The 26292-nt window shown below is 57.5% G+C and carries 25 protein-coding genes and 1 pseudogene; 9 read left to right on the forward strand and 17 right to left on the reverse strand.

Going from position 1 to position 26292, the window contains the following annotated elements:
- Nucleotides 1-102: 102 nt before the first annotated feature.
- The 4 genes from DVA44_RS18065 to DVA44_RS18080 form a co-directional block, all read right to left on the reverse strand.
- Nucleotides 103-816 (reverse strand): GNAT family N-acetyltransferase, encoded by a 714-nt coding sequence (locus tag DVA44_RS18065; protein ID WP_114315704.1) that lies wholly within the window; start codon nt 814-816, stop codon nt 103-105.
- Between the two features lie 227 nt (nt 817-1043).
- A complete protein-coding gene (locus tag DVA44_RS18070) occupies nt 1044-1532 on the reverse strand; it encodes a cold-shock protein (RefSeq protein WP_103178570.1) in 489 nt (162 codons plus the stop codon).
- A 95-nt stretch (nt 1533-1627) separates the two neighbouring features.
- Nucleotides 1628-1873, reverse strand: a complete 246-nt coding sequence (locus tag DVA44_RS18075) for a YmjA family protein (protein WP_103178569.1) — start codon at nt 1871-1873, stop codon at nt 1628-1630.
- Nucleotides 1874-1917: 44 nt separating this feature from the next.
- Nucleotides 1918-2412 (reverse strand): GNAT family N-acetyltransferase, encoded by a 495-nt coding sequence (locus tag DVA44_RS18080; RefSeq protein WP_114387727.1) that lies wholly within the window; start codon nt 2410-2412, stop codon nt 1918-1920.
- Nucleotides 2413-2559: 147 nt separating this feature from the next.
- Here DVA44_RS18080 and DVA44_RS18085 point away from each other — a divergent pair, with 147 nt between their 5' ends.
- Entirely contained in the window at nt 2560-3681 is a 1122-nt protein-coding gene (locus DVA44_RS18085) for a YbdK family carboxylate-amine ligase (protein WP_114387728.1), read from the forward strand.
- A 77-nt stretch (nt 3682-3758) separates the two neighbouring features.
- Here the strand turns inward: DVA44_RS18085 and DVA44_RS18090 are convergent, their stop codons facing one another.
- The gene (locus tag DVA44_RS18090; protein WP_371413873.1) at nt 3759-6461 is read right to left on the reverse strand and encodes a cation-transporting P-type ATPase; all 2703 of its coding nucleotides are present in this window, start codon (nt 6459-6461) and stop codon (nt 3759-3761) included.
- A gap of 492 nt (nt 6462-6953) precedes the next feature.
- Between DVA44_RS18090 and DVA44_RS18095 the strand changes: the two genes are divergently transcribed.
- The gene (locus DVA44_RS18095; protein WP_114387730.1) at nt 6954-7196 is read left to right on the forward strand and encodes a DUF1158 domain-containing protein; all 243 of its coding nucleotides are present in this window, start codon (nt 6954-6956) and stop codon (nt 7194-7196) included.
- A gap of 8 nt (nt 7197-7204) precedes the next feature.
- On the opposite strand, the gene DVA44_RS18100 is transcribed toward DVA44_RS18095, so the two are convergent.
- Both DVA44_RS18100 and DVA44_RS18105 read right to left on the reverse strand, forming a co-directional pair.
- On the reverse strand, nt 7205-7546 hold the full coding sequence (locus DVA44_RS18100) for a RamA family antibiotic efflux transcriptional regulator (protein WP_103178564.1): 342 nt from the start codon (nt 7544-7546) through the stop codon (nt 7205-7207).
- A 32-nt stretch (nt 7547-7578) separates the two neighbouring features.
- Nucleotides 7579-8682: an MBL fold metallo-hydrolase gene (locus tag DVA44_RS18105; protein ID WP_114387731.1), complete on the reverse strand. Its 1104-nt coding sequence runs from the start codon at nt 8680-8682 to the stop codon at nt 7579-7581.
- 190 nt (nt 8683-8872) lie between these two features.
- Here DVA44_RS18105 and DVA44_RS18110 point away from each other — a divergent pair, with 190 nt between their 5' ends.
- The 3 genes from DVA44_RS18110 (at nt 8873) to nfsB (ending at nt 10554) form a co-directional block, all read left to right on the forward strand.
- The gene (locus tag DVA44_RS18110; RefSeq protein ID WP_114315708.1) at nt 8873-9463 is read left to right on the forward strand and encodes a TetR/AcrR family transcriptional regulator; all 591 of its coding nucleotides are present in this window, start codon (nt 8873-8875) and stop codon (nt 9461-9463) included.
- Nucleotides 9453-9824 (forward strand): MmcQ/YjbR family DNA-binding protein, encoded by a 372-nt coding sequence (locus DVA44_RS18115; protein ID WP_114387732.1) that lies wholly within the window; start codon nt 9453-9455, stop codon nt 9822-9824. Before DVA44_RS18110 ends, DVA44_RS18115 begins: the two co-directional genes overlap by 11 nt.
- 76 nt (nt 9825-9900) lie before the next feature.
- Nucleotides 9901-10554, forward strand: coding sequence for an oxygen-insensitive NAD(P)H nitroreductase (nfsB, locus tag DVA44_RS18120; protein ID WP_114387733.1), 654 nt, complete (start codon nt 9901-9903; stop codon nt 10552-10554).
- Nucleotides 10555-10590: 36 nt separating this feature from the next.
- Here the strand turns inward: nfsB and DVA44_RS18125 are convergent, their stop codons facing one another.
- The 3 genes from DVA44_RS18125 to DVA44_RS18135 form a co-directional block, all read right to left on the reverse strand.
- Nucleotides 10591-10878, reverse strand: a complete 288-nt coding sequence (locus tag DVA44_RS18125; RefSeq protein WP_103178559.1) for a helix-turn-helix transcriptional regulator — start codon at nt 10876-10878, stop codon at nt 10591-10593.
- Complete coding sequence (locus tag DVA44_RS18130) at nt 10859-11188, reverse strand: type II toxin-antitoxin system RelE/ParE family toxin (RefSeq protein WP_114387734.1); 330 nt, start codon at nt 11186-11188, stop codon at nt 10859-10861. The genes DVA44_RS18125 and DVA44_RS18130 overlap by 20 nt, the downstream gene beginning before the upstream one ends.
- Before the next feature lie 138 nt (nt 11189-11326).
- On the reverse strand, nt 11327-12193 hold the full coding sequence (locus DVA44_RS18135; RefSeq protein ID WP_114387735.1) for a helix-turn-helix transcriptional regulator: 867 nt from the start codon (nt 12191-12193) through the stop codon (nt 11327-11329).
- Between the two features lie 107 nt (nt 12194-12300).
- On the opposite strand from DVA44_RS18135, the gene DVA44_RS18140 reads away from it, so the two are divergent.
- Both DVA44_RS18140 and DVA44_RS18145 read left to right on the forward strand, forming a co-directional pair.
- Nucleotides 12301-13737 (forward strand): MFS transporter, encoded by a 1437-nt coding sequence (locus tag DVA44_RS18140; protein WP_114387736.1) that lies wholly within the window; start codon nt 12301-12303, stop codon nt 13735-13737.
- Nucleotides 13738-13803: 66 nt separating this feature from the next.
- On the forward strand, nt 13804-15048 hold the full coding sequence (locus DVA44_RS18145; RefSeq protein WP_103824110.1) for a mechanosensitive ion channel family protein: 1245 nt from the start codon (nt 13804-13806) through the stop codon (nt 15046-15048).
- A 1-nt stretch (nt 15049) separates the two neighbouring features.
- Here DVA44_RS18145 and DVA44_RS18150 read toward each other — a convergent pair whose 3' ends face one another.
- The 4 genes from DVA44_RS18150 to DVA44_RS18165 all read right to left on the reverse strand — a co-directional run bounded on the left by DVA44_RS18150 (nt 15050) and on the right by DVA44_RS18165 (nt 19513).
- The gene (locus tag DVA44_RS18150; protein ID WP_114387737.1) at nt 15050-16024 is read right to left on the reverse strand and encodes a LacI family DNA-binding transcriptional regulator; all 975 of its coding nucleotides are present in this window, start codon (nt 16022-16024) and stop codon (nt 15050-15052) included.
- Between the two features lie 75 nt (nt 16025-16099).
- A complete protein-coding gene (locus tag DVA44_RS18155; protein ID WP_114387738.1) occupies nt 16100-17242 on the reverse strand; it encodes a Gfo/Idh/MocA family protein in 1143 nt (380 codons plus the stop codon).
- Nucleotides 17235-18260, reverse strand: coding sequence for a sugar phosphate isomerase/epimerase (locus DVA44_RS18160; RefSeq protein WP_114387739.1), 1026 nt, complete (start codon nt 18258-18260; stop codon nt 17235-17237). Before DVA44_RS18160 ends, DVA44_RS18155 begins: the two co-directional genes overlap by 8 nt.
- Before the next feature lie 14 nt (nt 18261-18274).
- Entirely contained in the window at nt 18275-19513 is a 1239-nt protein-coding gene (locus tag DVA44_RS18165) for an MFS transporter (protein WP_114387740.1), read from the reverse strand.
- Between the two features lie 313 nt (nt 19514-19826).
- Between DVA44_RS18165 and DVA44_RS18170 the strand changes: the two genes are divergently transcribed.
- Both DVA44_RS18170 and DVA44_RS18175 read left to right on the forward strand, forming a co-directional pair.
- Nucleotides 19827-20129, forward strand: a complete 303-nt coding sequence (locus DVA44_RS18170; protein WP_246843642.1) for a type II toxin-antitoxin system RelE/ParE family toxin — start codon at nt 19827-19829, stop codon at nt 20127-20129.
- Entirely contained in the window at nt 20117-20416 is a 300-nt protein-coding gene (locus DVA44_RS18175; RefSeq protein ID WP_103178550.1) for a helix-turn-helix domain-containing protein, read from the forward strand. The genes DVA44_RS18170 and DVA44_RS18175 overlap by 13 nt, the downstream gene beginning before the upstream one ends.
- A gap of 44 nt (nt 20417-20460) precedes the next feature.
- Here the strand turns inward: DVA44_RS18175 and pheP are convergent, their stop codons facing one another.
- The 3 genes and pseudogenes from pheP to DVA44_RS18190 all read right to left on the reverse strand — a co-directional run bounded on the left by pheP (nt 20461) and on the right by DVA44_RS18190 (nt 26233).
- Nucleotides 20461-21849 carry a phenylalanine transporter gene (pheP, locus tag DVA44_RS18180; protein ID WP_114387741.1) on the reverse strand — a complete coding sequence of 463 codons (1389 nt, stop codon included), beginning with the start codon at nt 21847-21849 and terminating at the stop codon, nt 20461-20463.
- A 103-nt stretch (nt 21850-21952) separates the two neighbouring features.
- The gene (locus DVA44_RS18185; protein ID WP_114387742.1) at nt 21953-23926 is read right to left on the reverse strand and encodes a PhoX family phosphatase; all 1974 of its coding nucleotides are present in this window, start codon (nt 23924-23926) and stop codon (nt 21953-21955) included.
- Nucleotides 23927-24045: 119 nt separating this feature from the next.
- A pseudogene (locus tag DVA44_RS18190) lies at nt 24046-26233 on the reverse strand (TonB-dependent receptor).
- Nucleotides 26234-26292 lie beyond the last annotated feature (59 nt).

Below are 26292 nucleotides of genomic sequence, written 5' to 3' on the forward strand. Positions count from 1 at the left end.
TTTAATTGCGGAGTAATCTGAATAAATAATATTGTTAATAACAAAAGAAAATAAACGGCGCAGGGGCCCCTTTTCAGAGGCGCGCCTGCAATAAATTCACTGTTATGCCGTTTCGGGGCGAACGTGAAATGCCTCGAGGCGTTTGATCTGCCGTCCATCGTTATCAAAATTATCTGCGGCCAGCCAGCCACGCAGAGCCGCGTCCCGCTCCGGCCATTCGCTGTCTATGATGGAGAGCATATCGCTGTCGCGGTTACGGCCTTTACGCACCAGCTTCTGGCGCAGCCGCCCTTCCCAGGTAAAGCCCAGCCGCTCTGCGGCCCGGCGCGAGGGGATGTTCATCGAATCGCACTTCCACTCCAGACGGCGATAGCCTCGCTCAAAACCATATTTCAGCAGCAGCCAGATCGCCTCTGTGCCGAGCGGACTGTTTTTCATTTTGCGCGACCAGGTGACATGCCCTATCTCCACCGAACCCAGCTGTTGCTCAATGGCCATATAACAGACCAGCCCGACGGCGCGCTCGCTCTGGCGATCGATCACTGCAAAAGGCACCAGCGCCTTATCCTGCACTTTGCCCTGCACCCAGCTGGCGGTCTCTTCCACGCTGGCAGGTTGATTGCTGGCAAGCCAGGTCCAGTCGCTGTCGTCGCCCAGCGCGTAGGCCTCGAACAGATCGCTCGCATGCTGGTGCGCATTCAGCGGCTCAAGGCGGCAAAAACGCCCTTCCAGCACCCCACGCTCCAGTACACTGGCCCCCTGCCAGCCGGGAACAGGATCGTTAACCATCTGTCCCCAGATATTCATCTCCGGCACGCTGCTACCCCCTTTCTTTGTGAACGGTTTGTTATTTCACAATACAGGATTGTCTGCATAACAGTACTGCCGGGCGCGTTAATCGCGTAAATAATTCTTTATGCTGGGGATGTATCAGGAGAGAAGGTCGATGAGAGGACGGCGCTGCGCTTGCACGGGCCTGTGTTTCGCGCCGCCTTGATTTTCCATGCCGGGTAAGGCGCAGCCGCTACCCGGCAGGATGCAGATTACTTCAGGTTCTTGAGCATTTTCACCGTGGCATCCAGGTCAATCTCATCTTCGGAGAAGATAAAGGTTTTGCCCTGGAAGGTGGTGATAGCCAGTTTTCTTACCGTGCGCATTTCGCCCGCTTTGGCCGTTGATTTCGGCGCGATATTGCCCATCAGGCTCTTCACCGACAGCACGCCGTTCTCTTTATCAATCCGGGTTTCGGCAGGCTCTTCTTCGCTGTAGACCAGGTAAGATTTGATGGAGGTGATTTTATGGCGCTCGCCATCAAGGTAAATATATTTGCTCTCGGGGATCACCTTCACCGCATACGCCGACAACCCCTTGTTGTTGGTGGTCGGTTCAAACGTTACCGCGGCATCTTTCTTAATCAGATCGGGATTGGCGACCTTAATCACATGAAAATAGCGGTTATCGCCGTTTTCATCTTTGATAAATCCAAAGCCCTTATCTGCAAACCAGGTTGTGATTGTTCCGTTCATCGCCATTGCCGTTACCGCCTAATTAATCGTTACTAACTCAGTTTTTGCCGCGCGCAGTGTAAAGCACAACGCTTGCGCAGACTATGTCTTTCATGCAGGAACTACTCATTGCCCCACTGGTTGAGGAAATTAGCGATATCGTCAATGCGCTGGGTGTTGATGCCGGCTTCCACCGCCATCTCGGTCTGCGCCGCTTCGCTGATCTCTTCGTTATTCATCAGGCGGGTGATCAACAGCTGGAAATAGAGCGCCAGCGAATCACGCTCTGACTCGTTGACCGGCTCGGCGGCTTCCGTCGTGTACTCATCCACGATGTCATAATATTTAATCGGTACGTCGTTGCTCATGCGTTATCCTCAGGGTGTCAGTTGTTGCGAGGATTTTAGCATCCTCACAATATTTTTTCCGCGGGCGCCACAATAGACTTGCTCATGTTGACTCCGGTAATGCCAAAACCGCTGGTCTCGTAAAGATGCCGGGCACGGGTATTATCCCCTGCCACTCGCAGTCTGATCTCTTTAAAGCCCCTTTCGCGCAGATGCGCTTCAAAAACGCGAAGAGTCTGTTTACCCAGCCCCTGCCCCTGACAAGAGGTGAAAATATGAAAATCGTAGATAAACACTGAACGCATCATTGTATCGGGTTTATACCAGAGATAACCGACAGGCCTGTTGGTCTGATCTATCGGCGCAACAAGAGAGAGTAAAACGTGTCCATGCGTATTCACGCCTTCAGGAAGCATTTCGGCAATTTCCTGCTTCGCTCTGGCAAGAGAATCGTGTTGAGAGAGTCCGTAGTTTGAGGCGATCTCCTCGGCATAATCATTAATAAAATAGTCCAGATAAGCAGGATACTCATCCTCTGTCAGGGGTCGAAATGAGAACATTGCTTGCTCCTTAATGTTAATAATCAGGCCAATATTAATAGCGATAACGACTCTGGAGCGTCAAGGTAGACTGGGCCTGTTCCATAGGGAAAGGGAGAACCTCACCCGTTGTCTATACTCAACTCATCACAGACAACGGAGTGCGCTATGCCTTTACCCGATTTTAAATCCTCTGAACCCTACACCCTCGGCATCGAACTGGAACTGCAGGTGGTTAACCCGCCGGGCTACGATCTCAGTCAGGACTCTTCTGCGCTTATCGCCGCCGTGAAAGATGACATCAAAAGCGGTGAAGTGAAGCACGATATCACCGAAAGCATGCTGGAGATCGCCACCGGCGTCTGCCAGAACATTGACCAGGCGGCGGCGCAGTTTTCCGCCCTGCAGCAGAGCATTTTGCGGGCTGCGGCGGAGCAGCATATTCAGATTTGCGGCGGCGGTACGCATCCGTTTCAGAAGTGGCAGCGTCAGGAGGTGTGCGAGGACGAACGCTACAACGCCACGCTTGAGCGTTTTGGCTATCTGATTTTGCAGGCCACGGTGTTTGGTCAGCACGTTCATGTGGGCTGCCGAACCGGGGATGACGCTATTTACCTGCTGCACGGGCTGTCGCGCTTTGTGCCGCACTTTATCGCCCTGGCGGCCACCTCGCCCTATATGCAGGGGACCGACACGAAATTCTCCTCTTCGCGCCTCAATATCTTCTCCGGGTTCCCGGATAACGGCCTGATGCCGTGGGTTAACAGCTGGCAGGAGTTCGAAGGGCTGTTCCGGCGTCTGAGCCACACCAGCATGATTGACAGCATCAAGGATCTACACTGGGACATTCGCCCGAGCCCCCATTTTGGCACCGTGGAGGTGCGGGTGATGGACACGCCGCTGACCCTCGCCCATGCCATTAATATCGCGGGGCTGATCCAGGCCACCTCCCACTGGCTGCTCACCACCCGGCCTTATAAGCACCAGGAGCGGGATTTTTTACTCTATCGCTTTAACCGTTTTCAGGCCTGCCGCTACGGGCTGGAGGGGATCCTGACGGACGTCCACACCGGGGAACAAAAAACCATTGCAGAAGATCTCGCCTGGCTGCTGGAGCGCGTCGCCCCTTCTGCGCAGAAGCTTGGGGCGTCGAGTGCGATTGAAGACATCGCCCGAAGCCTGAAACAGGAGAAGAGCGAGGCTCAGCGCATGCGGGACTTTATCGCAGACGGCGGCTCGCTCATCTCGTTAGTGCAAAAACAGTGCGAGGTTTGGGCGACCAGCCCGTAATCGCTCTGTTTTAACCTCCAAAGCGATCTTCTGAGGTGTGATAGCTTCCCCCTCTCCCTTTGGGAGAGGGGCAAACGTTATACCGCCTTACGGAACCTGCGGGTCAGTCGCTTCTCGATTTCGACGATGAAGAACATCGCGCCCGCGGTCGCCAGGGTTACACCCCAGTAGCGCAGCGGCAGCGCTTCGGTGCCGAACAGCATCTGCATAAACGGCAGGTAGATAATCGCCAGCTGCAGCAGCAACAGCACGCCCGTCACCAGCCAGATGCCTTTGTTCGCCAGCAAACCGCGGTTCAGGGAGAAGCCTTCGGTGTTGCGGCAGTTAATCATGTAGACCCACTGGGCGCAGACCAGCATCTGCAGCAGCACGGTGCGAATGAACTCCGCGCTGTGGCCGCGCGGAGCCAGCCAGGCTTCCAGCGCAAAGGCGGCGACGGCGATCAGGGTGCCGACAAAGGCCACCCGCCAGACGGCATAACCATCCATCACGTGCTGCCCGGTCTGACGCGGCGGGCGACGCATGATGTTGCGCTCGGCGGCCTCAAACGCCAGCCCGAAGGAGAGCGTGGCGGAGGTCGCCATGTTCATCCACAAAATCAGCACCGGCGTCAGGGGAATGATGTTCCCCGCCAGCAGGGCAATCACAATCAGCAGCCCCTGCGCGAGGTTGGTCGGCATGATAAACAGAATGGTCTTCTTCAGGTTGTCGTAGACGCGACGCCCCTCTTTCACCGCGCTGGCGATAGTGGCGAAGTTGTCGTCCGTCAGGACCATATCCGCCGCCTCTTTGGTCACTTCCGTGCCCTTGATGCCCATCGCGATGCCCACGTCCGCCTGGCGCAGCGCCGGGGCATCGTTTACACCGTCGCCGGTCATACCGACGATTTCACCTTTCTCCTGCAAGGCTTTCACCAGACGCAGCTTATGCTCCGGGCTGGTGCGGGCGAAGATATCGTACTCCACCGCCGCTTTTGCCAGCTCGCTATCATCCATCTGTTCCAGCTGGGAGCCGGTCACCGCCTGGCCACTGTTGGCGATCCCCAGCATCTGGCCGATACTCATGGCCGTCTGCGGGTGATCCCCGGTGATCATCTTGACGCGGATCCCCGCCTGCTGGCAGGCATGAATGGCGTCGATCGCTTCCGGACGCGGCGGATCCATCATCCCGGCGATACCGAGGAAGATCAGGCCGTGGCTGAGGTCGTCGTGGGTTAACGTCTGCTCACCGTTCGCCGGTTTGTACGCCGCCGCCACCATACGCAGCCCCTGACGCGCGTAACGCTCCATCTCAGCTTCCCAGTAGCTGCGGTTGAAGGCTTCGGCGCCATTGCGGGTCTGCTGCTGCGCGCAGAGAGCGAAAATAACGTCCGGCGCGCCGGTGATGAGGATCTGCTCCTCGTCACCTATCCGATAGTGGGCGCTCATGTACTTGTACTGGGAGTCAAACGGGATCTTGTTAATCAGCGTGGTCGTTACCGGTGCCAGCCGCGCTTTGGCCGCCAGTACCTTCAGCGCACCTTCGGTCGGCCCGCCGGTGATACGCCACAGGCCGCGCTCGTCCTGGATCATCTGGCTGTCGTTACACAGGTCGATGGTGCGCAGATAGTGCTCCAGCACCGTACCCGGCTGGATCTGCACCGGCTCGTCGCTGCCCTCCAGAGAGATGTTGCCTTCCGGGGCATAGCTGTCGCCCTCAACGCGGTAGCAGCTGTCGGCGGTGATGATCGCCTTAACGGTCATCTCGTTCATGGTCAGGGTGCCGGTTTTATCCGAGCAGACCACGGTCATCGCCCCCAGAGTTTCTACGGTGGGCAGTTTACGGATAATAGCGCGCTTGCGGGCCATCGCCTGCACGCCCAGCGACAGGATAATCGAGATAATGGCAGGCAGACCTTCCGGAACCGCCGCCACGGCCAGGCTAATCAAAGAGAGCAGCAGCTCGCCGAGCGGCATGTCGCGCAGCAGCAGGCTAAAGACGAACAGCGCGGCCATCATCGCCATGATGATCCCGAAGATGGCCTTGCCGAGTTTGTCCATCTGCACCAGCAGCGGAGTGCGGTGCTTTTCAATCCCGGCCATCATCTGATTAATGTGGCCCAGCTCGGTCTCCAGGCCGGTGGCAATGACTACCCCAACGCCGCCGCCTGCGCTCACCGTGGTACCGGAGAAGACCAGGTTGGTGCGGTCGCCGAGCGGTAATTCCCCGTTCAGCGGCTGGGTATGTTTATCCACCACCGTCGATTCGCCGGTGAGAATAGCCTCTTCAACGCGTAAATTATGCGCCTCAATTAAACGCATATCGGCCGGAATACGATCTCCGGCACGCAGAACAATAATATCCCCGGGAACTATTTCAGTTGTGGGTATTGTTTCATGATCGCCATCACGAATAACACGGGCATCGCTGGCGAGCATATTCCGGATACTGCTCAGTGATTTTTCGGCGTTACTTTCCTGAATATGACCAATTAACGCGTTAATGACCGCCACCCCCAGAATAACCAGGGTATCGATCCAGTGGCCCATTATTGCCGTTAATAGTGCAGCGGCCAGCAATACATAAATCAGCACATCGTTAAAATGGGCCAGAAAACGCAGCCAGGCTGGTCTGGCTTTCTTCTCCGGCAGCGCGTTGGGGCCATGCTTGTCCAGTCGCGCCTGTGCTTGCGCGCGGCTCAGACCCGCCGCGGTGCTCTGCTGCGCGGCAAGCGCCTGCTCTACGGTCTGCTGATAGGCCATGTCTGGCGTGGTGGGCGGCGGCGTCTGGGTGTGGTGCATTTTGGTCATATTTCAGCTCCTTCAGATTGCGGTGAGCAAAAGCCTGAATTCCATATCTGCTTTTATAAATCTGTCGACAATATTGGGTTGTCAGGAAAATTAATTTATCGCACTATTATTGTTGTCGGCGGCATTAAACCGGTAACGTTTCATTTCATCAGAGCGATTTTTACAAATTATTTCTAAACCGAAACTAAACGAGAGGGAACCATGTTTGGGATTTATCGCGGACGACGCCTGGCGTTATATATTTTTGTTGCCATTGTTATTGCAACGTTAATTGGAATGAGTACCTATACCTTTGTAAAACTATTCGCCGGAGGCTGACAATAATTGACATTAACGCAGGTTAATTGAATAGAGATTTTTCTGACGGGGAAATATTAGCGAATTAGCGGACCATTATTTATCTCGCCTGCGTCTGACGGTTGATATTGCTTTACGAAGCCCTATCCGTGACAATGTTATTTTTAACTGACGATTAACATAATCATGAGACACCCGTTAGAACCGCTGTTAACGGCAGGCGGCATTTTGTTGATGGCCTTTCTCTCCGTTCTGTTACTGCCTGCGCCGTCGCTGGGGCTGGTGGTGGCGCAAAAGCTGATGACCCTCTTCCATCTGATGGATCTGAATCAGCTTTACACCATCATCTTTTGCCTGTGGTTTTTACTGCTCGGCGCCATTGAATTCTTTATTCTGCGTTTCATCTGGCGCCGCTGGTTTGCGCGTTAAGTCTGCTGTTAATGCGCGCGACTGTGGTTATCCTTGCGATACGCCCCAGGCGGCTGGTTAAAGGTGCGGGTAAAGACGCGGGTAAAGGTCTGCTGGGAGTCAAAGCCGTAACGCAGGCAGATATCGTAGACCTTTTCGTCTGATTCACGCAGATCCCGCGCCGCCAGCCGCAGCTTACGTTCGCGAATATAGCGCCCCAGACTCTCGCCTTTATACTGCATAAACAGCCGCTGTAAGTGCCATTTGGAGTAGCCCGCATGTCGGGCGATATCCTCGATACGCAACGGCTGATGAAGGTTGTCGTCGATCCACTCGACAATGGTGTCGATAACCTGAGCGGAAATAGTCATGCTGCTCTCCCCCTCTGCTCTTCGATTTAACATTATTCCCACCACGCACGAAATTGTTGCGTGGCATCATCTACCCTGACCGGCTCACCGAGCTCCGGAGTCAGCAGGCGATATTTTTTATCCTTGCTGGCCTGCGTAAGCTGGATCAGTGGGTCGTTCCAGGTGTGTTTTGCCAGCACAAAGCGCCCGGAGTGGCCCGGTACTACCGCGCTGGCATTAAGATCCGCCGCCGCCTGCGCCGTTTCGGCAGGCTGCATGTGGATGTACTTCCAGTCCTGGTCATACTGGCCGTTCTCCATGATCGCCAGATCGACGGCGCCGAAGCGCTCGCCAATGGCGCTAAAGTGCGGGCCATAGCCAGAATCACCGCTGTAGAACACTTTCGTCTCTGGGGTGACAAACATAAAGCTGCCCCACAGCGTCTGGTTGCGCTTGAGCCCGCGCCCGGAGAAGTGGCGCGCCGGCAGGACATGTACGGTGAGATCGTCGCTGATCCGCACCGACTGCTCCCAGTCCCGCTCCTCAATGATCGAGGGTTCCATCCCCCAGTAGCGCAGGTGCGATCCCACCCCGAGCGGCGTGACCACGCGCTTCACTTTGGGCAACAGGGCTTTGATGGTGGCGTAGTCGAGATGATCGTAGTGATCGTGCGAGATAATCAGCAGATCGATATCGGGCATCTCTTCGGCACGCCACGGGTCCTCCCCGGCAAAGGCTTTATTGAGAAAAGAGAAAGGTGCGGCATAGTTGCTGAATACCGGATCGATCAGAATGCGTTTGCCTGCCAGCTGCAGATACCACGAGGAGTGGCCGAGCCAGACCAGCGTCTCTTGATCCAAGGGCAGCGTGGCCAGATCGGTTTTCACCAGCGGCAGCGGCTGGGCCGGACGTGCGTTCTCACGCTTCGTCACCAGAAAATCCCACCACGCCGCCAGCATGTTCTTATTGCCGGTAAAGCCGGGCGTCGGCAAGGTGTTATGGAACTGGCCATCGCGATACTGCGGCGAGGCGGCAAACTCATTCAGCTGCGCGCCCTGTGGCGGCTGGCCGAACCCGGCATTGAGTACAAACGGCAAACTCGCCGCGGATGCAATCATCATCACTACCACCACGCTAACAATAAAACGCTTTTTCATATCCCGACCCGAATTCGCGCCCCATCCGATGGCCTGCGCGGGCAAAACTTGATTATGAGTGAGTAAGCACTCATTATAGAAGTGATGCGAAAGTCGTCAAGACGTTTTAAGATCTTTGACATTCCGCGTTGCAGCCCCACAAAGGGCATGATTCAATCGGGGTTTTTGCACATTACCTGGAGGAAATGCAGTGGCTCGTCCGAAAAGTGAAGATAAAAAACTGGCGTTGCTGGACGCGGCAACCACCGCGTTTGCCCAGTCCGGCATTGCGGCTTCTACCGCGTTAATCGCCCGCAGTGCAGGCGTGGCAGAAGGCACCCTGTTTCGCTATTTCGCTACCAAAGACGACCTGCTTAACGCCCTCTATCTGCACCTGAAACAGGATCTATGCCAGACCATGCTGGCGAATATGGATCGCGCCCTGACCCAGCCAAAAGAGCATACCCGCAATATCTGGAACAGCTACGTTGACTGGGGGATCCGCAATCCGGTGGCCCACGGCGCCATCCGCCAGCTTGGGGTGAGCGAGAAGATCAATGCCGAAACTGAGCAGGCGGTGCATGAGATGTTCCCGGAGCTGCATGAGCTGTGCCGTCGCCATATCCGCCCGGTGTTTATGTCGGAAGAGTTCCGGCTGTTTGGCGACGCGCTCTTTTTATCCCTGGCGGAGACCACCATGTCCTTCGCTACTCGCGAACCGGCCCGCGCAGCCGAATTTAAGGCGCTGGGTTTTGAAGCGATGTGGCGGGCGCTGGCCGAAGAGGATAGCGATGGACAGTAAAACGCTCGCCGCCTGTGCAAAACAGGTGGCGCTGGAGCTGCCCTTTACCGAACACTGCTGGCCGTTCGGCCCGGACTACGATGTGTTTAAGGTCGGCGGCAAGATTTTTATGCTGATTGGCGTCGCGCGCGGACGCCAGCACGTAAGCCTGAAGTCCGACCCGCAAAAATCGCTGCTCAACCAGCAGATCTACCGGGGCATTGAGCCTGGCTACCATCTGAATAAAAAGCACTGGATCTCGATTTATGCGGCGGAGGATATCACCCCTGAGCTGATCGCCGATCTGGTCAATGATTCGTGGCATCTGGTGGTGGATAAGCTGCCGAAAAAAGAGCAAAAACGTCTGCGTCCGGGCCCTTAAGCGCTCGGAATGCCCTTACCTTTGTTCCTTTCCCTTTGTATCATTTTCCCTTTTGCATTAAACCCCAGGAGTCGTTATGGATATCATCTCTGTTGCCTTAAAACGTCACTCAACAAAGGCCTTTGATCCGAGCAAAAAATTGACTGCCGACCAGGCGGAACAGATTAAAACTCTGCTGCAGTACAGCCCGTCGAGCACCAACTCGCAGCCGTGGCACTTTATCGTCGCCAGCACCGAAGAAGGCAAAGCGCGCGTGGCGAAATCCGCAGCCGGTGGCTTTGTCTTCAACGAACGCAAAATGCTGGATGCCTCTCACGTGGTGGTGTTCTGCGCCAAAACCGCGATGGACGATGCCTGGCTGAACCGCGTGGTGGATCAGGAAGAGGCCGATGGCCGCTTCGCCACCCCGGAAGCGAAAGCTGCTAACCACAAGGGCCGCACCTTCTTCGCCGATATGCACCGTGTCGATCTGAAAGACGATCATCACTGGATGGCAAAACAGGTTTACCTGAACGTCGGCAACTTCCTGCTGGGCGTGGCCGCAATGGGCCTGGACGCCGTGCCAATTGAAGGCTTTGACGCCGCCATCCTCGATGAAGAGTTTGGTCTGAAAGAGAAAGGCTTTACCAGCCTGGTGGTCGTGCCGGTCGGGCATCACAGCGTGGAAGATTTCAACGCCACGCTGCCGAAATCGCGTCTGCCGCTGAACACGATTGTGACTGAGTGCTAATGATTACTGGCACGCTGGGTTCCGGCGTGCCTGTTTTCAATAGAGCGTAATCTGCGGATGCTTAACGCCGCACACCAACGCGTAACGCGTTAAGGTATCCAGACTCGCACGGGTAATATTGGCTTCCATTCGGGAGACGGTTGGCGCGCTGACCCCCATGCGCTCCGCCACCTGAGCACGCGTCAGTCCAGCCTGTTTGCGCCACTGTGCCAGCATCTCCTGTAGCCGCGCCTTACGCTCTTCGGCGTCAAAGGCAGCCTGCACATCTGAATCGCTTAACAGCTCCGCTCTTAACGTATCCCAGTCAATGATCTTCTTGCTCATCCAACATCTCCTGTTGTCTTTTCAGTGCCAGACGGATTTCAGCAGAAGGCGTTTTCTTCGTCTTCTTGATAAATACACGCAGCAGATAAATTGTTTTTTCCCGCTGATATATATAGATCCCGCGACTATGAATCAGACCGACGGTTCTTATTTCAAACAAACCATGGGGTAATGGCTCGCTGTCGGGCTCCCGAAGCGCCGTTGGGTTAGTACGCAATTTATCAAGCTGACGAATCAGCTTCGCCTGTACGCCTGCAGGCAACGAGAGGATCTCTTCTCTGACTGCCTGATGAACGATAAGTCTGAACACGATTTTTCATCCCTGGAGATATTAGCATGTAAGGCAATTTGCATTAAAGGCTAATTTTGCCTTTCGTGATTTACCTTACACCCTTATATCCAGGTCAGACCGGTGTGACTTCTATTCCCTGAAAGCCCCTCGCAGAAATTATTTCTGTGCAGCCAGCCACGCCATTGCCCTCTCTCCCGCCTCATCCACCGGCAGATAGACCAGCAGCCGCGAGCCGTTGCGCGGGGCGGAGTACCAGTACATCTGCTGGAGATGAAAATCCCCCAGTTCGGGATGGGTAAAGAGCTTGAGCTGGTTTTCCACGCCGCGCACGTCGTTGCGCTGGTGCCACAGACTTTCAAACTCCTCAGATACCGCAAAGAAGCGTGCCAGTTTGGCCTCCCACTGCGGGTCGCCCCGGTGCTCGGCCATCGCCGCGCGAAAATAGGAGACAAAAATCGGCAGTACATCGCCGCGCTTGCCCAGCCGGGCGCGCCACGCCGGATGGGTGAGGAAGAGATAGATACAGTTGCGATCTTCCGGCGGAATGGCGTTAAAGTCGACGCCCATCAGATGACCGAAGCTGTCATTCCACGCCACGATATCGAAATTCGGTTTCTGAATGCTGGCGGGTTTTGGCATCAGAGTATCGAGCAGACGTCGGGTGCCTTCGCTGATCCCCTCGCAGTAGACCGCCTGCGGCGCTTCGCCCGGCGGCAGGCCAGCCAGCAGAAAGAGGTGGCGGGCTTCGGTCGGGGTACATTGCAGCGCTTTCGCCACCGCCGCCATCACCGCGCTGGACGGGTTTACATTCCTGCCCTGCTCGAGCCAGGTGTACCAGGTGACGCCCACATCCGCCAGCATGGCCACCTCTTCACGCCGCAGGCCCGGCGTGCGGCGGCGACCGCTGCGCGGCAGGCCAAGACGCTGCGGGTCGAGACTTTCGCGTCGGGCACGTAAAAAGGCGCCCAGCTGTTTACGGGTGTCATCCTGGAGTGCGGTGACCGGTTCAGACATCAGCGCCATAGTGCCCCCTGCATAGTAGTGCCAGTACCAGTATAAGCAAGAACTGGTACCCGTTTATCAGATGGTTGATGCTACGACCATCTGATGAATGACGCAATGGAGTCACCATGAATAGGTCAGTTGTTTCACCGGGCCGGGCAGGCCTGATATTGCTGTTAACCGGCCAGATGCTGCCGCTGATCGATACCTCGATCACCAACGTGGCGCTGGATTCCATCACCCACTCGCTGCACGCCACCGCCACCGAGCTGGAGCTGATTGTCGCCCTCTACGGGGTGGCCTTCGCCGTCTGTCTGGCGCTCGGCAGCAAGCTGGGAGATAACCTCGGGCGCCGCCGTCTGTTTATGTGGGGCGTGGCGAGCTTTGGCCTGGCCTCACTGCTGTGCGGCGTGGCAGGCAATATTGAGCAACTGCTGGCCGCACGCATCGTGCAGGGCGCGGGGGCTGCGCTGATCATGCCGCAGATCCTCGCCACCCTGCATGTGACGCTGAAAGGCACCGCTCACGCCAGAGCCATCAGTCTGTTTGGCGGCATCGGCGGGATTGCCTTTATCGTCGGGCAGATGGGCGGCGGCTGGCTGGTGTCGGCGGATATCGCCGGGCTGGGCTGGCGCAACGCCTTCTTTATCAACGTGCCGATCTGCCTGCTGGTGCTGGCCCTGAGCCGTCGTTTTGTTCCGGAAACCCGTCGCGATACGCCGTCGCGCATCGACTGGCCGGGCACCGCGCTGCTGGCCGCGATCCTCTGCTGCCTGCTGTTCCCGATGGCGCTGGGGCCGCAGTGGCACTGGTCCTGGCCGCTGAAGGCGATGCTTCTCGCTATTATTCCGCTGGGCTGGTTGATGGTGCTGAACGCGCGTAAAAAAGAGCGGGAGGATGCCCACCCGCTGATCCCACCGCGTCTGATGCAGCTCGGCAGCATTCGCTTTGGCGTGCTGATTGCGCTGCTCTTTTTCAGCGTCTGGTCCGGGTTTATGTTCTGCATGGCGCTGACCATGCAGACCGGCCTGGGGATGGCCCCGTGGCAGTCCGGCAACAGCTTTATCGCCCTGGGCGTAACCTATTTTGTCTCGGCATGGTTTGCCCCGCGCCTGATTGCCCGCTACAGCACCAGCACCATTCTGCTTACCGGCCTGGCAATTCAGATAACCGGCCTGCTGGCGCTCATCGCCACCTTCCGCATCTGGGGGCTGGAAAACACCGCCCTGACCCTCGCCCCGGTCACCGGGCTGGTCGGCTACGGCCAGGCGCTGATTGTGAACAGTTTCTACCGCATCGGCATGCGCGATATTCAGCCCGACGACGCGGGGGCCGCCAGCGCCATTCTCAGCACCCTGCAACAGGCGGCGCTCGGCCTGGGGCCTGCGATATTTGGCGCGATTTTGCTCCACGCCCTGCAAAACCATCACGGGGATTACGCGGAGGCGATTAACTTCTTCCTGGCGGTAGAAACGGGCATGATGGTGGTACTGGCGCTGGCGACCTTGCGGCTGCGCCATCGTCTTAGCCTGCCGGTGACGAAAGCCTGCCACGCGTCCCGATAAGCCCCGGGGTTTGCATAATCGATCCGCAGCCGCCATTATGGCGGCTGCTTTAATACAGGAGATGTTATGCAGGAGTTTATTTCCCTGGTCGAAGAGTCAGGTATTGAAATTAATCACACCACTTCCCTCGTGATTATCTTTGGAATTATTTTTCTTACTGCACTGATTATTCACTTTATTCTGCACAAAGTGGTATTGCGGGCCTTCGAGAAACGCGCCCGAGCCAGCAGCCATTTATGGCTGCAAATCATCACCCAGAATAAATTATTTCACCGTCTGGCCTTTACCCTGCAGGGGATCATCGTCAACGTTCAGGCGGTATTGTGGCTGCAAAAAGGCAGCGATGCGGCAGAGATATTAACCACCTGCGCGAAGCTGTGGGTGATGATTTACGCCCTGCTGGCGTTCTTCTCGCTGCTGGACGTGATATTCAACCTGTCGCAAAAAATGGCCACCGCCTCGCAGCTGCCGCTGAAGGGTATCTTCCAGGGCATCAAGCTGGTGAGCGCCATTCTGGTGGGGATCCTGATTATCTCCCTGCTGATTGGTCAGTCTCCCGCCATTCTGATTAGCGGCCTGGGCGCGATGGCGGCGGTGCTGATGCTGGTGTTTAAAGATCCGATTCTCGGGCTGGTGGCGGGCATTCAGCTCTCGGCCAACGATATGCTCAAGCTCGGCGACTGGCTGGAGATGCCGAAATATGGCGCGAACGGCACGGTAACCGATATCGGCCTGACCACCGTCAAGGTGCGTAATTTTGATAACACGATTACGACCATTCCGACCTGGGCGCTGGTCTCCGACGCCTTTATCAACTGGAGCGGCATGTCAGCCTCCGGCGGACGACGGATTAAGCGCAGCCTGAACATTGATACCACCAGCATTCATTTTCTCGACGAACAGGAGCAACAGCGGCTGATTCAGGCGAAGCTGCTCAAGCCCTATATGGCCACGCGCCATGAGGAAATCACCCTGTGGAATCAGCAAAACGGTGAAGGCGAATCGGTGCTAAACCTGCGCAAAATGACCAATATTGGTACCTTCCGCGCCTATCTGAATGAATATCTGCGTAACCATCCGCGTATTCGCCAGGATATGACCCTGATGGTGCGCCAGTTAGCACCGGACGCCAACGGTCTGCCGATTGAAATCTATGCGTTTACCAACACCGTCATCTGGGCGGAATATGAGGCGATTCAGGCCGACATTTTCGACCATATTTTTGCGGTGATCGATGAATTTGGCCTGCGCATTCACCAGTCGCCGACCGGAAACGATATTCGCTCGCTGGCCGGCGTGCTGGCAAAATAACTCAGGTGCTGGCGCGGGAAATAAAGCGCCAGTTCATCATCACCCGCTCCGTGGGCGCATCGGGGTTGTCGATTTTGTTCAGCAGCAGATCGACCGCCTTGCGCCCGATATCCCGCGATGGCTGTTCAATGGTGGTCAGCGAGACCATCTCCGACAGCTCGGTACCATCGAAACCCACCACCGCGATATCTTCCGGCACGCGCAGCCCGGCCTTTTCGATAGCGCGTAACGCTCCTGCGGCCAGGGTATCGGAGACCGCAAACACCGCATCCGGACGCGGCTCTGTTGCCAGCAGTTTGCTCATCGCCGCCATCCCGGCCGCCGCACTCAGATCGCTCGCATACTCGACCGCCTGATACGCCAGGTCACGCAGATGCAGCACGCTTTTATAGCCCCGCTCGCGCAGGCGGGCATATTTGTAGCTCAGGTCGTGGTTGATAAGCGCAATCCGCTGTCGCCCGCCGTCGGCCAGGCGGCTGACCACATGCTGGGAGGCGTCGACATCGTTGATCCCCACACAGGAGACCGCCCCCGCATCGGCGTATTCGGCGCACTGTACCCAGGGGGCATCGCCGATGAGTGCCGCCAGTTCGGGGAGGCGGGTGAAGGCATCCATGGTGATAATGCCGTCGACCATTTTGCCCGAGAGCAGGCTGAGCCCCGAGCGGGAGCGTTCAATATCGGAGCCGGAGTTACACAGCAGAATGCGGTAGCCGTTTTTCTCCGCCTGCTCCTCAATGCCCTTCACCACCTCGGCGCAGAACGGGTTGGCAATGTTGGAAACCATCACCAGCACCATATAGCTGCGCGCCGTGCGCAGCTGGCGGGCCAGAAGATTGGGCTGATAGTTCGCCTCTTTAATCGCCTGCAAGACGCGATCGCGGTTTTTGGCTTTGACGGTATCGCTGTTATTCAGCACGCGTGATACCGTCGCCACCGAGACGCCCGCCAGTTGGGCGATTTTCTGAATTGACATAGCGACGAGTGATCCTGCAGTTTGCGTTTGCAGCAGGCTACCATAAATGGGCTGCCCGGCGCACCGGGCAACGTATTACTGCGCGACAGCGACCCAGCGCTGCTGCTGATGGCTTTTGACTATCGCATCAATGATATACATGACGCTCGCCCCGTCATGGAAGGTGGCGAACACCGGCTTCTCCGGCATCCTGCCCGCCTGTACCGCCTGATAAAAGTGCGCCATCATATTTTTAAAGGCATCCGGCCAGCCTTCGATATGGCCGCCCGGGAAGTGGGCGCTGTCGGCCACATCCCGGTTCATCAGGCCCGGATCGTCCGTCAGTACTTGATTGGCCTGCGCCCGATGGCCCAACCACAGCTGCTGCGGCACCTCCTGATCCCAGGCCACGGAGCCCTCGCTACCGTTTACCTCGAGGCTCAGGCGGTTTTTACGTCCGGCGCTCACCTGCGAGACGTTAAAGCTGCCCTTACTGCCATCGTCAAAGCGGAACAGCACCGAGCCGAAATCCTCGGTGGTGACGGGTTTGTCTTCATATACCGCATCGCCCGCCTGGCTGAAGGTTTGAGTGCCGGCGACGTTCGCCTTGCGGGTCGGCCAGACGATAGCGAGATCGGCCATCACTTCGGTGATGCGCCGTCCGGTCAGGAATTGAATAGTGTCGCACCAGTGGGAACCGATATCGGCCACCGCCCGCGATGCGCCCCCGAGCGCGGCATCAACTCGCCAGTTGTAGTCGGTTTCCAGCAGCATCCAGTCCTGCAGGTAACTGCCGTGGGCGGCAAAGAGCCGTCCGAGGGAGCCAGCTTCTACCATGCTCGCCGCCTGGCGCACCATCGCAAACTGACGGTAGACAAAGCTCACGCCGTGTATCACCCCCGCCTGTTCCGCCAGCGTGACCAGCTCCCGGGCCTCGTCTGGCGTCATGCACAGCGGCTTTTCGGAGAAAACATGTTTACCGGCACGCAGGATCTGGCGGTTGATCGCCGCATGCAGATGGTTAGGGGTGCAGTTGTGCACCACGTGCAGCTCCGGGTGCGCCAGCAGTGCCTCCACACTGCCGTAAGCGTGGGGAATATTCAGCGCCCGGGCTTTCTCTTGCGCCTGCTCCAGCGAGCCATCGCAGAGGGCGACCACCTGCACAAACCCCAGGCGGCGCAGGGCTTCGATATGCGCCGGGCCGATAAAGCCGCTGCCGATAATGCCGACGTTAATCATCACGCTCTCCTGCGGCGAAATCATCAAATGCCCGATCGGATACCGGGATAATATGGCGGGAGATAAACTCGCGCCCTTCCTGCGCCCCGGTTTCGCCATCTTTCAGGCAGCACTCCCACTCCAGCACCGCCCAGCCGTCGTAGTCGTACTGGGTCAGCTTGCTGAAGATGCCCTTAAAGTCGATCTGCCCGTCCCCCGGCGAGCGGAAGCGTCCGGCGCGGTTGATCCAGCTCTGATAGCCGCCATACACCCCGCTGCGCCCGTTGGGACGGAATTCGGCATCCTTAACATGAAACGCCTTGATGCGGGTGTGGTAGTGATCGATCCAGGTCAGATAATCGATCTGCTGCAACAGCAGGTGGCTCGGATCGTAAAGCATGTTGCAGCGCGGATGGTTGTCTACCAGCGCCAGAAAACGCTCGAAGGTGACGCCGTCGTGCAGATCTTCCCCGGGATGAATTTCATAGCAGACGTTAACCCCCTGCTCATCGAACGTATCCAGAATGGGTCGCCAGCGGCGGGCCAGTTCACTGAACGCCTCCGCAAAACGCGCCTCGTTGTGCGGCGGCCAGGGATAGATAAACGGCCAGGCCAGCGATCCCGAGAAGGTGGCGTGAGCCGTTAATCCGAGCCGTGCCGAGGCCACCGCCGCCTTTTTTACAATGTCGGTTGCCCAGGCCTGGCGGGCGCTGGCGTTACCGCGCACCGCCGGAGGAGCGAAGTTATCGAACGCCTCGTCGTAGACCGGATTGACCGCGATAAGCTGCCCCTCCAGATGGGTGGAGAGCTCGCTGATGACCAGCCCCTTCTCCGCCAGCCTGCCGCTTATCTCGTCGCAGTAGGTCTGGCTTTCTGCCGCCTGCTCGACGTCAAAAATCGCTTTATGGTTGCAGGGCATTTGCAGCGCTTTGTAGCCCTTTTCCGCCGCCCAACCGGCCAGCCCGTCGAGGGTGTTGAACGGCGGATGCTCCCCGATAAACTGCGACAGAAAAATACCCGGGCCTTTAATCGTCCTCATACCACCTCCAGAAATTACGCCTTGTCATCGTCATATTTGAACGAGACAAGGAAAACGAGTGCAATCACGGCAGCAGCCACCGCCGGGATCCACCAGAATGTTACCCACGCCTGTGGCACGGTCTGTCCCGCCACCAGGCGGTTGTAGAGCGCGCCGGAAATCTGCGAGCCGAGCAGCATGCCGATACCATAAGTGAACATCACGATCATGCTCTGCGCCTGGCCTTTGACCTTTTCGCCCGCCACGCGGTCGGTATAGATAAAGCCCACCACAAAGAAGAAGTCATAGCAGACGCCGTGCAGCAGGATGCCGAGATAGAGCAGAATGCGTCCCTCTTCACTTACCCCCAGAGCAAACATCGCGTAGCGGACAAACCACGCCAGCATGCCGATCAGCAGCATGTATTTAACGCCCAGACGGCGGAACAGCAGCGGGATCACCAGCATAAAGAAGATTTCGGACATCTGGCCGAAGGACATGGCGGTACTGACATCCGCGATCCCGGCATCCGCCAGGTAAGAGGCGGTATAAGCGTAGTAGGTGCCGAGCGGGACGGAGATCAGCATCGCGCAAAGGCAGAAGATAAAGAAGTGACGGGTTTTCAGCAGGGCGAAGGCGTCGGCGCAGAAGAGATCGCGCACCTTCACCGGCATCCCTTTGGCCGGGGCAGGCGTGTGCGGCAGCGTCAGGCTGTAGAGCGCCAGCAGGACGGAGCTGGCCGCCGCCACGTGGAAGATGGTAATGCTTGCGGCCACGCCGGTAACGCCGATAAAGATCCCCGCCACAATCCAGCCGATGGTGCCAAACACGCGGACCACCGGGAAGGTCTTGTCGATGTTCGCCAGGCTGTGGAAGGCGATGTTATTGGTCAGCGCCAGGGTTGGCATGTAGCAAAGCGTGTAGCCAAACAGCAGGCCGATTAGCAGCGCGCCATTTTCAGCAATTAGTGCGCCAGGCACGAACCACAGGATCGCCGCTCCGGCCAGGTGCATCACCGCCATCACCTTCTGCGAGGCGAAGAAGCGGTCCACCAGCATTCCGAGCACAAACGGCGATAAAATAGAGGCGATCGGCCCGGCGGAGAAGGCGTCGCCAATCAGCAATGACATGTTGTGCTGGGTCATCACCAGACCGAGCGTTACTGACCAGCTACCCCAGATAAAAAATTGCAGGAACATCATCAGGGAGAGGCGCGGTACCAGCAGCCGATACTCCCCTGTCACCTTTCCACTACTTTCAGTTGTCGACACCATGATAAGCCCCACCCTTAAAAAGTAATCGATTACAAACCGTATCAAATGAAAAGTAATCGATTACAAAATAAAGATCCTGGGGATCGGTTAAGAAGTGCGAGAGGGGTCACGATAAAGGTGAAGTGGGGTGCGCGGGGGTGCCGGGTGGCGGCTTCGCCTTACCCGGCCTACGGTTTTTATGCAAGCTGGGCGGTTGCAGGTATAGCCTTTTGGCTATAATATTTTATAGCCAAAAGGCTATAAGGAAATCACTATGTGGGAAGTCGAAACAACGGATATGTTTGACGAATGGTTTCACCATTAGAAACAAGTCCTGAAAGAAGATGTCCTGGCTGCGTTGCATATTCTTTCTGAGTATGGCCCTCAACTGGGGCGGCCCTGGGTTGATACCGTTAAGGCATCGCAATACACCAATATGAAAGAGCTACGCATTCAGCATGCAGGGGATCCGGTTCGCGCTTTTTTTGCCTTCGATCCCGGGCGTCAGGCCATTATTTTATGCGCTGGCAACAAGACAGGCGCGGGTGATAAGCATTTCTATAAGCGTATGATTAACATAGCTGACGCTGAGTTCAGCAAATATCTGGCGAGTAAGGAGGCCAAATGGCAACGTTAAAAGAACTGATGGCCCAGCAGAGTGAAGAAAGCCAGGAGCGGATAGCCGCTAAGGTTGAAGAATTACGCATTATTGTTGCGCTCAACCAACTGCGTGAAGAGCTCAATATGTCGCAAACAGAGCTTGCCGCCGCGATGGGCGTTAAACAGCCTACTGTTGCGAAAATAGAGCAGCCGGATAATGATCCGCGCCTTTCTACCCTGAAACGCTACGTTACAGCTTTAGGAGGCGAAGTGAGTATTGATGTCATACTGCCTACCGGAAAGCGGGTCGCGTTCCACATTTGATTATTTCTGCCCGGCAAGCGCAGCGCCGCCGGGCAGAAACCGCACTACTTTTTGCGGGAGAGTTTAAACGCCGCAAACAGGAAGACAATCCACACCGGGAGCAGGATCGCCGAGGTGCGCATGCCATCCATGGTGCACATCAGCACCAGGATCATCCCCAGGAAGGCGATACAGAGATAGTTACCCGCCGGATAGAGCAGCGCTTTGAACTGCGTCTCGCGCCCTTTGCGACGCATCGCCGCGCGAAAACGCAGGTGGGCCAGACAGATCATGATCCAGTTCAGCAGCAGCGTTGCCACCACCAGCGCCATCAGCAGGCCAAAGGCTTCGTGCGGCAGCAGATAATTGATCAGCACCACCAGCGAGGTAATGCCCCCGGAGAGCAGCAGCGAATTGACCGGCACGCCGCGACGGCTGACGCGGGTTAAGAATTTCGGGGCGTTGCCCTGCACGGAGAGACCAAAGAGCATCCGGCTGTTGGAGTAGACGCCGCTGTTATAGACCGACAGCGAGGCCACCAGAATCACAAAGTTGAGCGCCGAGGCCACCACGTTGCTGTTCAGATCGTGGAAAATCATCACAAACGGACTGCTGTCGGACTTCACTTCCACCCACGGGTAGAGCGCCAGCAGCACCACCAGTGAACCGATATAAAACAGCAGAATACGGTACACCACCTGGTTGACCGCTTTCGGAATGCTTTTATGCGGATCCTGCGCTTCCGCGGCGGTGATGCCGATCAGCTCCAGCCCGCCAAAGGAGAACATGATCACCGCCAGCGACAGTACCAGCCCTTTCCAGCCGGTCGCGAGGAAGCCGCCGTGCTGCCACAGGTTGTCGATGGTCGCCCGCTCGCCGCCGTGTCCGGAGAAGAGCAGCCACAGGCCAAAGCCGATCATGCCGATAATCGCCAGCACCTTGATCAGGGCAAACCAGAACTCCGTCTCGCCATACAGGCGCACGTTCACCAGGTTGACGGCGTTAATGATGATGAAGAACGCCGCGGCCCAGACCCAGGTGGGTACGTCCGGGAGCCAGTACTGCATATAGATGCCTGCGGCGGTCAGCTCCGCCATGCCCACCAGCACGAACATTACCCAGTAGTTCCAGCCCGACAGGAAGCCCGCGAAAGGGCCCCAGTATTTGTAGGCGAAATGGGCGAAGGAGCCGGAGACCGGCTCTTCAACCACCATCTCGCCAAGCTGGCGCATGATCAGAAAGGCGATCATGCCCGCAATGGCATAGCCCAGCAGCACGGCGGGGCCGGCCATCTGAATGGCGGGCCCGATACCGAGGAACAGTCCGGTGCCGATAGCGCCACCGAGAGCGATAAGTTGAATATGTCGATTTTGTAAACCACGATGGAGCGTCGGTGTCTGTTCCGACGCGGCTTCAGCAGCACTTTTGTCTGAAGCGGATGAGGCGTTTCTCACGGCCTGGCCCTGTCTCTTTTTGAGGAAGGGGCACCTTTTAACACTTCAGGCAGACGGGAGCAAGTTAAACGCCGGGCAACAGTTGCTGCCCGGCGGGAGGGGATCACGAACCGATCAGGCCGCCGTCCGCTTTGGTGATGACGACCGTTGACGCCCGGGGACGTCCGTTCGGGTTGTTGTCCGGCCAGTTGGAGACGGCGCGCGGGTTTGCCGGGTCGGTAATGTCGTCCCCGCCCTCACCCGGATGCTGAATATTGATAAACAGCGTGCGGTTATCCGGCGTGAAGGCGATACCGGTAATTTCGCAGCCGCGCGGGCCCGTCAGGAAGCGGCGATACTCGTTGGTGCCCGGAATGGTCGCCACCATCTGGTTATTGCCCATCCCCTCGTAGGCTTTCTTATTAATGGTGCTGGAGGAGACATCGGTCTGGATCCATAGCACCCCCTGATGATCGAACGAGAGGCCGTCCGGGCTGCCGAATTCGGCCCCCTTCATGCTGCCCTTCGCCTTTTCATCCGTCGTGTCCGTGCGTCCGGCCAGCACCAGAATATCCCATTTGAAGCGCAGGGCCGCGGGATCGCTCCCCTCTTCGAGCCAGTGCATGATGTGGCCGAAGGTGTTATTGGCCCGCGGGTTGGCCGCGTCCACCGGCGCTTTGCCCTCTTTACCGCGATCGCTGTTGTTGGTCAGGGTGCAGTAGACGCTGCCGCTGCTGTGGGGATCGACCGCGATCCACTCCGGGCGATCCATTTTGGTCGCGCCCACCGCGTCGGCCGCCAGACGGGTTTTGATCAGCAGATCGCCCTGGCTTTCGAAGCCTTTGCTCTTATCCAGCCCGTTCTGGCCGAAGACCAGCGGCAGCCATTCGCCGGAGCCGTCGTCGTTGAAGCGGGCGACGTAGAGCGTGCCGGTGGTCAGCAGCTGCATGTTGGCGTCGCGATCCGCCGGGTTATATTTATTGTCGGAGACAAATTTATAGATGTACTCAAACTTCTGGTCGTCGCCCATGTAGGTGACCACGCGCTTATCGGCGGCCAGGGTGACAGCGGCGCCTTCATGTTTGAAGCGCCCCAGCGCGGTGTGCTTGCGCGGCGTCGAGTCCGGGTTGTAGGGGTCGATCTCGACCACCCAGCCAAAGCGGTTGGGCTCGTTAGGGGTTTTATCCACGTTGAAGCGGTCGTCCACTTCGCTCCAGCGGTAGGACTCATCGCTGTCGCTGATGCCGTAGCGCTTCTCCAGCGCGTTCCGCTCGCCTTTCTTAACAAAAATATCTGACCAGTTCTCTTCGCAGGTGAGATAAGTCCCCCACGGGGTGTGGCCGTTGGCGCAGTTCTGCATGGTGCCGAGCACCCGCTCGCCCTGCGGATCGGCGGCGGTTTTCATTAAATCCTGCTGACGCGCCGGGCCGGTGATCTGCATCGGGGTGTTGACCGTGATGCGGCGGGCGAAGCTGGAGGGGCGCACCACTTCCCAGTCACTGCCGTTCTTTTTCACTTCGATAACCGACACCCCCATCGCGTTCTGGCCTTTACGCGCTTTGTCCAGGCTCCAGTTGGCGGTGCCGTCGGTAAAGAGCATGCCGTTGTCGATATACTCATGGTTCATCGCCAGCAGGCCGTGGCCGGGGTTCTCCTCCCCCTGCGGCAGGCTGAACCACGCCATACCGTCATGGTGCATGCCCGCCTGGGCCGCCTGCTCATCGGTAGTGTTGCTGGCGTCAAATTTGAACGCTGGCATGGCACCTTTCATGCCAGTGGCGTCGCCCCAGCGGTAGAAAGGCCGGGCGATGTAGCCCTCGGGCACCCTGACCGTGTCGTCGGTGGAGACCGGAATGCTGGTAAAGCCGAGCGCAACAGCCTTGCTCAGGGCGGAAGGCTGTGAGACCGCCGCAAGGGCGCTTTCAGGCTTGAGCAGGAACGGGAAAGAGGCGGCGGCACCGGCTACGGCACCCATCTGCAAGAAGCGTCGGCGGGAGAGGAACATCTCCGCCACGCTGGAAAATACCGGGTTAGCGCTGGGATTGCTGACATCGTCACGATGTTCTTTTTTGAATACGGACTTAAGAGGTTTACCCACGATGGCTTCCTTTCTTTTGGCTAAGAAACGATAAAGTGGGAACACTATAAGAACAATTGATTACATTTTTATAACAGTCGGACGGTGGGGCATCCCTGCCCCGATAACAAGGAACGAACTCAGAACTCGTAGCCGACAGAGACCTTAAAGGTGCGCGGCTCACCCTGGAAGAGGTAGGTGCCGCTGTCATCCACGCTTGCCCAGTAGTTCTCATCGGTGACGTTTTCGATCCCGGCGCGAACGGTCATCTGGTTCTGGTCATTGTTCACCGCGAAGCGGTAACGCACCCCCAGATCCAGCGTGGTGTAGCTATCCAGCTTCTTGCTGTTGGCGAGATCCGCATACTGTGAGCCAGAGTGGTTCACCCGGGCGGTGGCGGTCAGGCCATCGACGGGTTTGATGTCATACTCGGCCCCCAGCACGCCGTAGAAGTTCGGCACGCCAATCGCGTCGTTGCCCTGGTTTACGCCGTTGTTGGTTTTGGTCAGCTCCGCCTGCAGCCAGGTGGCGCTGGCGTTCAGACGCAGGCCCAGCATCGGCTCGCCAAAGATGTTCAGCTCCACACCGCGGTTACGCTGTTCGGCATCCAGACCGTAGTATTTGGTCTGGCTGTCGAGAATGGCGGACGGCATTTTGATCTCAAACAGCGCCAGCGAGCCGCCCACGCGACCGAAATCGGCCTTCACCCCCCACTTCGTTCTGTTTCGAGTGGACGATACCGGTGCTCTGACCATAGTTGATGGCGGTGTTTGGCGCGGTTTTACCCGGCTGCAACGCCTCGGTGTGGTTGGCATACAAGGAGACTGTTTCCCACGGCTTGTAGACCACGCCGTAGGTTGGCATCCAGCGGTCGCCATCGAAGCTGTCAGCCGCATTTTCCATCCCGGTGATTTTGTTATAACCGCGGATCACCACCTTCTGATGACGGGCGCCGACGGTAAACAGCAGTTTATCGTCCAGCACGCCGAGGGTGTCGCTCAGCAGCCAGCCCTGAGTGCGGGTGCGGCCGCTGGTCAGCGGATCGCTGTAGTTGCCGCCTGAGCCGTTGAAGTTGGTGCTCGGCGGCGCATCCACGCCGGTGTTGTGGTAGATGTTGGTGACCGGGTTATCCTTCGCGGCGGACATCTTCCAGGCGATTTTTTCGTTTTTGGTCATCGCCGAATAGCCAACGTTCACCTTGTGCGAGACAAAGCCGGTATCGAAGTTACCGCGAATGCCCGCCATGCCGCTCACGCTGTCGCTGAGGCGGTTGGTATCCAGACGGGACGCGGTGGCTTTGCCGCTCTTGTCCACCAGCTTGGCACCGCTGTAAAGCCCCTCTTCATGGGCGTGTTGTGCCCCCAGGCCGGTATAGGCGGTCCAGTTATCGGTGATGTCATACTCGCTGCGCCACATGCCGAATTCGTTTTCGATATTGCTGTAGGCCCATTTCTGGGAGTAGTTGCGATCGTTTTTCGGCGGCTCCGGTACAAAATCCACGCCGGAGACGTTGACCCCGGTTTCTGAACCGTGGAAGGTTTTCTTCTGATAACCCAGATCCACGGAACTGCGGAAGTTATCGCCCGCATAGTCGAGGCCGGTGGAGAGCAGCGTGGTGCGACGGCGGTCGTTGGCGACCGGGGCTTCACCTTCCCGGTGAACCACGTTGACGCGGGCGCCAAACTGGTCGTTGTCACCGAAGCGACGTCCGGCATCCAGGGTAGTGCCAATCTGGGAATCGGAGGTGTAGTCCACGCCCACTTTCGCCTGCGGCGTGGCGCCTGCATGTTTCGGCTCAAGGTTGATCATCCCGCCCACGCCGGAGCTGGCCGCGCCGTTCATCAGGGAGTTGGCCCCTTTGAAGATCTCAATCCGCTCCACCATCTGCGCATCCACCACCTGACGCGGCAGCACGCCGGAAAGTCCGCCGAAGGTCATATCATCCCCGTCGAACTTCAGGCCGCGAATGCGGTAGCTCTCCGCGCTGTTGCCGTAGCCCTGCACGGACTGGACGCCCGCATCGTTAGCCACCACGTCGGCTATGGTGCGCGCCTGCTGATCTTCCACCAGCTTCGAGGTGTAGCTGATGATGTTAAACGGCACGTCCATGGCATTTTGCTGCCCGAGCATCCCCATACGCCCGCCGTTTGCCACCTGGCCGTCCAGGAAGGCTGGCACTAGCTGGTCGCCGCCGGATTTAAAATCGCTGGCAGCGGCCTGCACCACGAGGGTCTCTTCTTTTTTGTTCTCAGCCGCGACGGCGGAATGGGCGATGGCACCGATGGTAAGGGCCAGCAGCGTTTTGTTCATTTTTCTGGTGTGGTTCATGATTAACTCGTTCAAATACGCGCAAAATGGCCCGTTGCCGGGCCTTGATTGTTATGAGA

The organism is Leclercia sp. W17 (genome assembly GCF_003336325.1).
GTDB lineage: Bacteria > Pseudomonadota > Gammaproteobacteria > Enterobacterales > Enterobacteriaceae > Enterobacter.